Genomic DNA, 12,741 nt, shown 5'->3' with positions numbered 1-12,741 from the left:
ATCACACATACTTTTCTATCATACCGAATGCAGGTTTGAAAATCCAGTCAGAGCTTGACGGTTATCCGACAGAAAGCTGGTGTTTTTTTAAAAGCGCTGTCATTTCAAGTGCTGGCAACGGCTTGCTTAATAAATAGCCTTGTGCCTCGTTGCAATTCCTGTTTTTCAAAAAGGCCATTTGTTCCTCTGTTTCCACACCTTCAGCAACAACCTCCAAGCCTAGTCTGCGGGCAAGCGCGATAATTGTTTTGGTAATCGCCGTGTCCTTGGGAGCAAGCGGGATATCTTTAACGAAAGAACGGTCAATTTTTAATATATCAACCGGAAAATATTTCAAATAACTAAGCGATGAAAAGCCGGTTCCAAAATCATCGATTGAAATTCGAATACCTTGATCTCTGAGCTGCTTCATTTTGGAGATCGCCTGGGTGACGTTAACCATCACAACACTTTCCGTCAGCTCGAATTCAAGCTTATTCGGATCAAAGTCAGACTCTGCAAGAATTTCAGCAATCTCTTGAATAAAATGCTCGCTCTGAAATTGAACTCCTGATATGTTAACAGCCATCTTTACATCTTTTATTCCTTCCGAACGCCATAAGTTGCTTTGCCGACAGGCTGTACGAAGCACCCACTCTCCGATAGGTTTAATTAAACCTGTTTCTTCAGCCAAGGGAATAAAGATCGCAGGAGCGACAAGTCCAAGTTCGGGATGATTCCAGCGGATAAGTGCCTCTACTGTTGTATAATGTCCACCCAGCAGTTGAATACGCGGCTGGTAAAATAGCGAAAACTCGTTTCTTTCCAGGGCCATACGTAATTCCAATTCCATTGCTTGCTTTTTTTGGGCCTGCTCATTCAACAATGGATGATACAATTGGTACCCATTGCTGCCTTGCTTTTTGGCAACATACATTGACATATCGGCATTTGTCAGCAGCTCCTGCAAGGTTTGTCCGTCAGAAGGATACACACTAATTCCGATACTTGCAGAAGCCTTCATCTCATATGAATCAAGGGTAATTGGCTGATCCAGTACGGTGAGCATCCGCTGTGCAATCCATGCTGCTTCATCCTTGGACTCAATAAAAGGAATAATAGCTGTAAATTCATCGCCTCCCATTCGGAAAAGCTGACAGTTAGCGAATGGTTCATCTGTCAAGCGGTCAGCTACAGTTTGAAGCAGCATATCACCTGCTTTGTGGCCCAACGTATCGTTAACGATTTTAAAACGGTCCAGATCAATAAATAAAATAGCCAGCATCCGTTTCTCTTGTCTCGCATCCCCAATGTGCGCAATTAATTGCTCATGAAAATTTACTCTGTTAGGTAAGCCGGTGAGCTGATCATGGTATGCACGATATTGCAGCTGCTCCTCATGTGCCTTCCTTTCACTCCAAATACTTTCAAAGGCTTCTGCCATATGGTTATATGCTGCGCCTACAGAGAGCAGTTCATCCTGCGAATTCAGCTGTACTCTTGCTGTCAGATCGCCTTCAGCCAGTCTGGAAGAAGCATCTTTCAAAGCATGAATAGAGTGAATGACAGAGCGGTACAGTCCGAAAAACAAATAAGCCACAACTAGACATGCAATCGTTAATACGGCCAAAATCGTCATTCTTTGTCTGACCCATGCTTCTATGCGTTCCTGGAGAATATGATCTATGATCGGGATGCCAGTATGCTGAAGCTCATAGCCCATTTGGATTGAAGATGTGCCAATTTCAAATATAGCCGGTGATGATATCTTCAAGCTGTCAGCATTCATTATCTCAGTATCCAGCCAATAAATGAATTGATTAATTCCTTGCTCAATAGCATCCATTTGCCGCTTAATGGACAGCTTTAACGAGGGGTCTTCCTCATAAATAACATTCAAGCTCCCTTTTACTATTTCAAGCGTTGAATGAATTAACCCCCTCAGAACGGTCAATTGAGTTTTGAGATCCAATCCAAGCTGTTTATCAGCGGCAATTCCGGAAGCGATACCTCTTGTCTGCCCCAAATGTTCAAGCATCGCAAGCATTTTGCCTATCAACCCATCAACCAGATTATAGCTTTCCTTGTGCCGGTCTGTTTTCAGCCCTGATATGCTGCTGACATGTTCAATTAAAGCTAACGATTGAGAAATGATTTCACTATGTAAAGAAAAGCTTAGGTTGCCATCGTTTACTGATTTAACATCTTTGATAAGCTCCCAGTCATCCATCATTTGGTTAAAACGCGTCTCCGGCTGCAACACTTCACGATATCGTTGATTCATAGCTCTGATTTGTTGAATATCTTTTTCAATGTCCTCGCGCTTGCTTATCAACTGCTGCTCAAAAGAATGATCTCCGCGCAGATAAGCATTTTTCATTCCTCTGTGCTGTTGTATATCTTCAATAAAATGGCTGACACCGGTTATATATTCGAGCCCTTGTCTTTCTTTGTCTAAAGAGTCAATCTCCTTATTGATGTTGCCTATCAGTAAGGTAATAAAAAGTCCGCTTGGCAGCATTAATAGTAATCCAATTAAAAAAAACTTTTGCATATAATTCAAACGATTCATTAACGCGGTGGCCGGAAGCAACCAATTTTTCATTAAAGTCCTCCGTTGCTATATCTGCTGCAATAGCATATCTTTTCTGTTAAAAATATACACCTTACTTTGACAATATTCAACAGATGTTTATGCAATATATTACGATTTTGTAGATATTTGAGGGAAATACTTTATATTCTTTTGTACTTCCCTCAAAATAACGTATGAAAATTATCAAATGTTAATTATTGTTCGTTTTTTATGATACAGCCATAATTACGTTTTTCCATGTAAGCAGAAATGCTGCAGCCAGCTTGCCAAACATGCTCGTTGTAATCGTATCCGATCGTTGAGCATGTTGATTGAGCAGCATCGGCACTGATGAAACGGGGGCTTGGGAGTCGTTTGACATGGAGGTTGTGGCTGTGGTTTTGATTACAACCTTGCGTGCTTTACTATCCCAATCCAATACGCCGCCAAAAGCTTCACCGATAAAACGGGCTGGTGCCATCGTGTTGCCATTAATGAGCTGCGTTGGTACCTCCAATTCAATGGACTGACCGTTTTTGGTCACTTTACGCTCACCCACACGCAGAGAAACCGAAGTCCCACCCTTGTGGCCTGTAGCGGTCTGAGTACTCGCATCCCAATCCACGGTGGCTCCCATGGATTCAAAGATCGCCCGCAGCGGGGCGAGCGTACTACCTTCACGGATAACAGGAGGTTGTTCGTACTTTTGCAGCTTCCCATCAATAGTTACTGAGATATCAGAGGACAGTGGGTACGACTTACTCGCAACCTGATAGCCGGCACGATTATAAATATTAAGCTGCAGCGTGGAGCCTTCGGGAACCTGATCGGCGTTCAGCTCAATACCGAATGGCGGATTACTCTGCGATTCGATGAGCTTACCATTAATGAAATAATCGATTTGGTGGATATATAAGTCAGGTATTTTCACCCACGGCGTGATCCGGGTTTTACCTTGAAAGCTATTCTGTTTATCATTCAGCTTTATATGACCAACGCTATCCGCAGGCTTGGAATCCTGCTCGACCTTTTTTAAATAAAACGGTTCGGCGATCATACTGCTGTACAGCTTTTTCATCGCTTCATTGTCGCCAAGCAGATAATTATTGCGGGACTCGCGATCCTTCAAATCAACATTAAAGTAATTGATCGATTTGAGACGCGGGTATTTAAGCGGCATGATTTGGTACAAACGATGCAAATTCAGCAGCCCGTAATCAGTAAACGATTCTTGCGGTATATGAGCAAAATGCGACACAGCGGTTTCACTGATCATAAGTGGCTTTCGATCCGAATACGTTTTGTACAAATAATCCAGACGCTCTATCGGACTCGTTGACTGCATATTGGCAGTTGCCGGATTCCCATTCTCATAAGGCTCTGTGTACATATTCACTCCAACCCAGTCTACGTAATCATCCCCTGGATAGTATACATCCATTGAATAGGCCGGCACATCACCGGGACTCCAGACCATCGCAACATTTGGCGCTTCCTCCGCCATCACGTCATGCACAAGCCTGAATTTCTCGATATACTTCTGTGGATCTCCATGCCAAACCACCCAGTTGCCATTCATTTCACTGGCATAGCGTAAAAAAATAGGAATACCTGTTGCTTTTGCCGCGCGCGCCCATTCCCTTAAATGTGCATCATCCTGCACGGAATCCAGACCATTGCTCGGTTCCCAGGCAATCTGCAGTCCTGCCCCCGCCTGCTTGGCATTAGTCGCATACTGCTTGGGGAACGGTGCATCGTATGGGGTATATGCTAAATAATGGGCGTGCTTGCTGCCATACACAGATTGCGATTTACTAAAGTTATTGCCCATTGCCGGGTCCTGTTCGGAATACATCCCAATATATATTCCATATTCCGGTTCGTATTTAGCCAGCTTGCCACTCACCGGAGCCCCCTGCTTCTTCAAGACCTCGACATCAGGGGTGGACATGTACACTTCTGTTATCGTCCGAATCTGCTCGGCACGCTGCAAATCAACAGCTCCCCAATCCTTGCCGTCTTTGAGCCAGTAAATGTTTTCCAGCTCATAATAATAAATCGCGTTTTCGTAATCCTGAATCTTGTCGTAGTACTCATCAAGCCATCCGCAAAATAATGCAGCCCCCTGCCAATCCCCAATTGAAGCATAATGGTCGACAAGAAATTTCCAATGTGGAACTGCAAGCTCCGGGTGACCGTTCTTGTTAGCCTTTTCTGCTGCCTGCCATCGATCCCAAATCGGATCCGCTTGGACAGCAGAAGCCCCTGATAGCAGCATAGAGGCTACTACACATACGGCTGCACCTTTTTTAAAAAGTGATGTATGCTTGCGAAATAGTTTCATATTTCTCTCCTTCTCTCCCCCTACCTTCCGAAAAAGGCGCCTTTAAAATGTCATCTGTATCCATTATACAGCAATTACAGTAAAGGCTTGTCAAATAAATAGTTGCTCGGATCACAGCTCCAGCAATCTTGCACCATCAAATAAAAAGATATATTTCCCCTTCACAGGCCGTTTCCAGATCGTTTCCACTGCTTTCGCATACAATTCGATTTGCTGTCTATGACGCTCTTTGATCGTATTTACAGAAGTTTCACTGTCATCTGGAACTCGGTCCGTTTTGAAATCCATCAGAACCAGGCCATCGGCTTCTACAAACAAGCAATCAATCATACCCTGCAGCATAACGATGTCCGATGACTGCGATTCGGATGAATTAGCGTCTGCATAGGCCTCATTGGCAGGAATTCCATAGCTGAAGGGAACCTCACGATATACCTCGGACGAATGCAAAAGGCGTTGTCCCACATGGCTGCGAAAGAAAGCTGCGATGACGTCAGGCTCCACCACTTGACTCTGCTCCAGTGTGATTAACTCTCTCTGTACCATATCCTCCAGAGCTTCCTTCACATCTTGAATGGAAGGCTCATGGGTAATGGGAATATGCTGCATCACAGCATGAAACACGGTACCACGCTCTACCGCGTTCATTTTCTTCTGCTCCATAAATCGCGGACGCCTGACAATGACGGGCTGATAGACCGAGCTGCTCGCTTCTGCTGCCTCTGGAAAGAGCTTCTCACCGGATTCTTTTTCCAGCAGGCGGACATGCTCGGACTGCCGTTTCAGCTCAGTGACAGAAATTTTTGAAGGCAGTGTGGACGCTTGGGCTTCAGGATATGTCCATGCCAGTTTATGCGCAACTTCATATTCCCAATACTGTCCTTCTTCTACATGCTCTAATCCGAGCACAGATTGCTTTTGTTGTTCATCGACAGCTGCTGTAACAGCTGCTTGGGCATGCGCGGCAGCATGCTCCGGTCTAATGATCTGCACCTGCCACAGGGAGGTTTCCTTGTTCATAAATTCAGGCGGCTTGCTGCTGATACCCGCTTGATGACGCAGTGAAGCCCCGCTCGGATGGCGCATGATTGCAGGTCCGATCCAATCCATATAAGTGCGCGCACTAGAGACAGCGGAATCCGGCAGCAGCAGCTTATCATGATCCACATACCGTGACCACTGGTGCAGCAGCTTGTCTGTCCCTTTGATCGTAGCCAAGATATACAGCTTCTCTCGTGCACGGGTTAGCGCTACATAAAGCACACGCATCTCTTCAGCGATCATTTCCATACGCTGCTTGCGCCGGATAGCGAGCCAAGGCAGCGTGGGATAGCTGATCCTGGCTGCTGTATCGGTAAACTTGGGTCCGAATCCAAGATCCTTATGAACCATAAAAGCCTCAGTCAGATCGCGCATATTGAATCTTTTGGACATTGCCGCACAGAAGACAACAGGAAACTCCAAACCCTTGCTTTTATGGATCGACATGATCCTCACCACATTTTCCTGTTCACCGAGAGCTCGAGCGGTACCAAGGTCTCCCCCATTGTCCTTCATCCGTTCAACAAAACGCAGAAACCGAAACAACCCGCGAAATGACGTTGCTTCATATTGACGGGCACGATCATACAATGCCCTTAAATTGGCTTGACGCTGCTGACCACCGGGCAGGCCAGCAACAAAATCAAAGAAGCCGGTAACCCGGAAAATATTCCAGATCAAATCTGCCAATGCACCATGTCGCGCCTCTTCCCTCCAGCCATCCAAAAGGGCCATAAAAACGCGAAGCTTGTTTTGCAAGTCTCTATCCATCGCGAGCTTGCCGCCAGGTCCGGATTCATTTGCTCCCTCGATCGCATACAGGCACATCGCTTCGTAAAAGGAGCCCTGGCTGCTGGCAATTCGAATACATGCGAGCTGCTCTGTTGTCAGCTGAACAATAGGCGAGCGGAGCACGGAAGCAAGCGGAATATCCTGAAAGGGATTATCGATTATCTTCAACAAGGATAATACGACCTCGACTTCCATCGCAGAAAAATACCCTGTATTCAGCTCTGCATAAGCAGGAATCCCCTGCTGCCGCAGCTCCTCAATCAGAATGGGAGACCACTGCTGGGTCGCTCTCAGCAAAATAACGATGTCCCGATAAGTCACATCTCGCGGACCCTTCGCCGATTTGTCATATACCTGAAAAGTACCCTCGCCCGTCTGTCCAAGCAGTTTATGAATTTGAGCCGCAATCATTCTTGCTTCAAGCTGTACCGTCTCCATCTCACGCGCCTCTGCGGCTAGATCGATTCCAGCATCCGTATCGTACCCCTCAGTTATACCGTCTGAGCCCTGATCTGATGCGCTCGTTTCCTGATCCGCATCTTCCTTCGTCCTTGATGCTTCAAGATCCTCAGAGCGGTCTATAAGCAGCAGCTCGATGGCTTCCGAGCCATTGGTCTCTGTGTTCCATTCCGGGTAATAATCAGCTCCATATTTAAGCTCAGCCCGGTCATCATAATTAATTTCACCAACCGCTTCACCCATGATATGCTTGAATATATAGTTGACTCCATTCACAACAGACGTACGACTGCGAAAATTACGGGCCAAGTCAATACGCTGTCCCGGAACGGTATTATCACTTGGGTAGTTTTTATACTTCTCCAGAAACAAACCGGGCTCCGCCAACCGAAAGCGGTAAATACTCTGCTTAACATCTCCGACCATAAACCGATTGCCTGGCAGCTCTCGTGATATAAAAGCAACAATCGTTTCCTGCACACGATTCGTATCCTGATACTCGTCCAGGAGCACCTCGACATAACGATCCCGATAGCCCTTAGCAATCTCGGACGGTCCTATTTCTCCGCTTACCGGATCTACATCGGACAGCAGCTGTAAACAAAAATGCTCCAGATCCCCAAAGTCAACTAGCCCCTTAGCCTGCTTGGCAGCCTGATACCGATTGCCAAATTCAATAACCAGTTCCACCAAGGCACTCATTAAAGGTGCCAGCACCAGCAGCTCTTCCTCATATTGCTCGTTTGTTCGGCCAAAAAGCTCCTCAGTCAAATCGGACAGCTGATCCTTGGCTTTGCTTCGTAAATCCTTGACCTGCTCCTGCAGTTGCTTGTCGTAATCGGAGCCCTTGCAGGCTTTGAGCTTCCCAAAAGAAGCGCCTTGAAAAGACTCGTAGAGGTGTTCCCACGAGTAATCGGCGACCTGCTGCAAATAAGCAATGGCTTCCAGATCTTCATGCAAATTCGATAAATAAGGTGAAGGTCCTCCAGGCTGCTCAGCCAAATGGATTGCTTCCTGCAGCAGTGCGGATATTCCCTCCAGCTCCATTCGAACGGAAGCCAGCAGCCCTGGAATCCAGGGATTAGGTGTATCGGCATCCCGATTGAACATAGCTGCGGTCTCCCTCAACCATCGTTCGGGCCAAGGATGACTACGCGAATCATCGTATAGCTTCTGCACAAGTCGATAAAGTGCGTCATCCGTTTTCTCACCGCTAAACCATTCGGCCAGCTTCCAAAAATCACTATCCTCTGTCGAGCTGCCATATTGCTCCTCGAATAATTCCTCTATTAGATCCTGACGCATCAGGTCACTTTCGGTTTCATTGGCAATACGAAAGCCCGGGTCCAGTCCGACCTTCTGGTAATGAGTGCGAATCACCTCCAGGCAAAAGGAATGAAGTGTCGTTATCGACGCTCTTCCCATTAAGGCCAACTGTCTGCGCACATGATCGGAGCCGGGGTTACGCTCCAGCTCCTTTTCCAGCGCTTCGCTGATCCGATGTCTCATTTCGGCAGCTGCGGCATTGGTGAATGTCGCTACCAGCAGCCTGTCTACATCAACCGGCTCTTGCTCCGATGAAATGCGGCGGATGATCCGTTCAACCAGTACTGCAGTTTTACCTGAACCGGCTGCTGCTGCAACGAGCATGTCATGCCCATGTATCGAAATGGCATCCCATTGATCCTCCGTCCACGAGGTTCCTTCTGGTTTTACGGTTCTATTGATCATCGTTCACACCTTCTTTTCCTTGTAGAGCTTCAGGCTGCTTCATAAATGGCTCAGCTCCGACATCTTCCTGCTCCTGTATATCGATCACTTGCTTGGCTTTCGTCCGCCGGAAGGGTACTACATGCAGATCACCTTTTGCCTCCAGCCTTTCGTTCATCAGCTCCAAGGCACGATCTTTAGCGACAGGCAGCAGGAGCTTGTACTCATTGGCTTCGAATTGAGTATCGAATTGACATACCGACTTATAGGAACAATGCGTACAGGCCTTGTCCACACCCATACGATACGGCTCAATTCCGACATCACCGCCAGTCATGGCGCTACCAATCCCTTCAATCGTATGGCGAACATAATCACGGAGTGTATTCCACTGCGCATCGTCGGCAACAGAGGAAGATTTATAAAAGCTACCATCCTTTTTGAGTGCGACCGGAATCAGCTGCGAGTGCCCGCTGGCTTCAATCAACCCACCGTCCATCAGCGTTGCTGTTTCGGGATCAGCGCGAAGCAGCCCTTTCATTTTATAACGTTTACGGAGCTCTTCATCGGCTTTTTCGATTGTAATCCTGTTCTTCATTTGCAGCAGCGGGTTATGTACGTGAAAATACAGCACGCCTGCCGGCTTGGCTTCTATGCCCAGCCATGCTTTGGAGTGGGTAAGAATAACGTCCAGATAAGTCAGCATTTGCAGCGACAGGCCGTAATACACCTCTGAGAGCAGCAGTGCGGTTGGACTCGATTTATAATCTATAACGCGTAGAAGCGTTCCCTGCTCCGTATCTGCGCGGTCTACTCGGTCTATTCGACCCCGTACCTCCATACGTATACCATTGGCAAGCTGATATGATAAAGGAGGTATGGTCTGTCCCGTTCCGAATCCAATTTCCAGACCTACCGGCTGAAACTTTCCACGTCGTGCGTGCTCACCCAGCATCATGGCAGCCCGACCCACAACCTGCTTAAGCTTGCGGGCTATATAATGATGTCTATTGGAGCTGAGCAGAATTTCACTTTGTAATCGAGGAGCCAACAAATCCACGACATTGCCCGCCAGATTCATGCAATCCTGCGAGCTAAGCTCCCCCCAATCGCTGCCTTGGTTCGCTACCTCTACGGCAAACGAGCTGAGCGCAGCATGAAACAGCTGTCCGATATCCGGTGCTTCCAGCCGATGAATACGGCGCTCCTGAAGCTTCAGTCCATGTGATGAAAATTGTGAAAAAGGGCAGGCAACAAAACGCTCCATCCGGGACACACTCGACAAAATATGCTCCCCATACAACAGTCTGCTTGTTGTCGGACTTAATGTCTTTGCCTCATTAGTAAACTGCAGCGACTGCATCATAGCTTTTAACCGTCCGCCCCATTCTGGCTGCTCAATAAGCCAATTGTAAACGGCCCACCAAACCAGCGGCATCGGCTCTCCGTTCAGCCAGGACTTAAGCTTGGCAAGCAAATAGCTGAGAGCTTTGGATGGATGCTCCACATATTCCAATTGTTCCTTCATGCTCATGGTCCGAGTCGGCTCCATCACAAGCAGACGCTCCCCTACAAAGGGAAACATTCGCTTCATCTGCCTAATAATTTCTGAGGGCAGCAATGTTTTCCCTTCCTCGTCAGCCAGTGGATAACTGAGCCACAAGCAGCTTGAAGGCGTGCAAAATGTACTGTAAATTATGAACATTTCATCGAGCAGTCGACGACGTGCACCATCTGCCATCATCAAGCCCTGGTCGGACAAGGATTCGCGTTCGTGCTCGGACAGAACCCCATTCTCACTGATTTTGGCTGGTATAATTCCTTCGTTAACACCCAGTACAAATACATGCTTAACGGCTCCTGTTCGGGTACGATCCATGCTTCCGATCAGCACCTGATCCAGAGAGGGCGGAACATGTCCCAACCGGATGCTCTCCATACCCGCCTCCAGCAAGCTTGCGAACGTTTCCGCAGATAGTTCCTCCTCCTTCAGAAGCTCAACCATCTGATCCAGCATTTCAATAATCCGTTCCCATATTTGTGCGTGCTCCCGTGCTTTCTCAGGATTTCCCTCCTGCAATGCAGCCTGACTCCAGCTCTCCAGCCTTTCGGGTACATGCAAATCGATTAAAAGCTGGTATAAGACGGTTACCTTATCCGTAATCCGTACTGTTTTCTTCATCCGCTCTTGAAAAGCATGCAGCGGTTGGGCGACGAGGCTGCGGCATGCATTGATTTTGCGCAGGTGAACGGTTTCTCGATCCGTTGTTATTACATCGGGCTGCTCTACGCTTGCGCGAAGTGAATAGGTCCAAGGCTTCCCATCAAACCATCTGGCACCTTGAATGCCAAAGGCAAGCACATAATTTTCTAATTGATCGAGTTCGTGGATGCCCAGCTGCTCAGGGCTTGTTTCACCCTCCATAGGCAAAAAGAAGCCGGTTTTCACACAACGAAACACAGCATCGTATTTCCAATAATGCAGAATAACGTCCATCGAAGAACGTATCAGCTCTACCAGTGGATGATGCATGATGGTTCTCTTGGAATCAAAAAAGTGCGGAATGCTGCAATCGTTAAAGGTACCAGCCAACAGCTCGCCGTATGCTTCAGTGTTACGCAGTGTAACGGCAATATCGCGATACCGCAGTCCTTCTTCACGAACCAGCTTCAGAATATCGCGGGCAACCCCTTCCACCTCGGCTCTGCGATTAACGGCCGCTGATAATTGGAGCTGCTGCTTTGGCGCTTCAGCACTCAACATATCGCCGCGATTCATCTCGCCAGACAGGACGTAAGGCCGCTTCAGACGCTGCTCAAAGGATTGTTCCATATAAGCGAGCATCGGACTGCTCCCGTAACGAAATGGCGGCTGCGAGGGTAACAGAATCGTCTCCTGCTCAGCCAGTCCCAAATGATCCAAACGTTCCTTTAGCTTTAACATTGTTCTTGCTGTCCGATGAAATAAGTTCAGCTCATGCAGCTTATCGCCCAGCTTATAGTCCTTATCCAGGGTCAATGTAATCTTAACGTCGCCGCAAGTTGCAGCCAGGCCTTCGATCACCGCCATTTCCTGCGGTGTGAAGCCATGAAACCCATCGATCCAGCACACGGCGTCCTTAACATATTGAGACTTGGGAAGCTGCTCGGCCAGCAGTGTCAAATAATCTTCACCATCGAGATAGGCCCGGGAAAGTTCTGCTTCGAACTCGCCATAAACCAGCTGCAGGTCATGCAGCTTGTCAGCCAGCATTGGAGATGCCTGGCCTTCGCCTGATGTCCCTGATACGAACACGGCAAGGCCTTCCGAGGTGACACAGTGCCGCTTGAACTCATTAAACAAATCAGCCAATTTATCAATAAAACCCATCTGATCAGCCGAGTATTGAAACAGTTTTAGCCGTTTACGATGTTTATGTAGGATATGGTGCAACAGAAGCCTTTTCCCAATATCATCAATAGGCAATCTCGCTATTCCGCCTACTTCCTGCATAATACGCAGAGCAAGCCTGCGAAAGCTAAGCACCTGAGCACGCATCGTTCCTCCAAGCTCTGGAGAAGCTGCCAATGCATACTCGGCTTGAAAAGTAGCCTGTTCCGGTACTAATAAAATAAGCGGCCTTCCGCCGGGAGATTCAATTAATTGATGGGTGATGCTGCGCAAGCAATATGTACTTTTGCCAGTGCCAGCTCTGCCCAGTATAAATTGTACAGCCATGTAACTCTCCTCCTAAACCTCAACAACCTCTGAAAGTGCGCTGATCCTGTTCTGTTCATTGCTGCCGTTCTGTTCATTGTATCAAAATTTGGTGTCATACCAAAAGGGATCTAATGGATGTAT

The 12,741-nt window shown here is 47.5% G+C and carries 4 protein-coding genes; all 4 read right to left on the bottom strand.

Features of this window, described 5'->3' with window-relative positions; translation table 11 throughout:
• Positions 1-61 precede the first annotated feature (61 nt).
• The gene (locus LRL21_RS16795) at positions 62-2,584 is read right to left on the bottom strand and encodes an EAL domain-containing protein (RefSeq protein WP_240416954.1); all 2,523 of its coding nucleotides are present in this window, start codon (positions 2,582-2,584) and stop codon (positions 62-64) included.
• Between the two features lie 199 nt (positions 2,585-2,783).
• Positions 2,784-4,898: a stalk domain-containing protein gene (locus LRL21_RS16790; RefSeq protein ID WP_240416953.1), complete on the bottom strand. Its 2,115-nt coding sequence runs from the start codon at positions 4,896-4,898 to the stop codon at positions 2,784-2,786.
• Positions 4,899-5,009: 111 nt separating this feature from the next.
• Complete coding sequence (addA, locus tag LRL21_RS16785; protein WP_240416952.1) at positions 5,010-8,921, bottom strand: helicase-exonuclease AddAB subunit AddA; 3,912 nt, start codon at positions 8,919-8,921, stop codon at positions 5,010-5,012.
• The gene (gene addB / locus LRL21_RS16780; protein WP_240416951.1) at positions 8,911-12,618 is read right to left on the bottom strand and encodes a helicase-exonuclease AddAB subunit AddB; all 3,708 of its coding nucleotides are present in this window, start codon (positions 12,616-12,618) and stop codon (positions 8,911-8,913) included. The genes addA and addB overlap by 11 nt, the downstream gene beginning before the upstream one ends.
• Positions 12,619-12,741 lie beyond the last annotated feature (123 nt).

Origin of the sequence: Paenibacillus periandrae (assembly GCF_022458865.1) — a bacterium.
GTDB lineage: Bacteria > Bacillota > Bacilli > Paenibacillales > NBRC-103111 > Paenibacillus_S > Paenibacillus_S periandrae.
Note: the sequence above shows the minus strand (reverse complement) of the source record. Positions and strands in the feature narration are given on the sequence as shown.

Bases quoted from the DNA above. Each gene is read 5' to 3' on its own strand.
- LRL21_RS16790 (WP_240416953.1), bottom strand. From the start codon at position 4,898: ATGAAACTATTTCGCAAGCATACATCACTTTTTAAAAAAGGTGCAGCC.
- addB (WP_240416951.1), bottom strand. From the start codon at position 12,618: ATGGCTGTACAATTTATACTGGGCAGAGCTGGCACTGGCAAAAGTACA.
- addA (WP_240416952.1), bottom strand. From the start codon at position 8,921: ATGATCAATAGAACCGTAAAACCAGAAGGAACCTCGTGGACGGAGGAT.
- LRL21_RS16795 (WP_240416954.1), bottom strand. From the start codon at position 2,584: ATGAAAAATTGGTTGCTTCCGGCCACCGCGTTAATGAATCGTTTGAAT.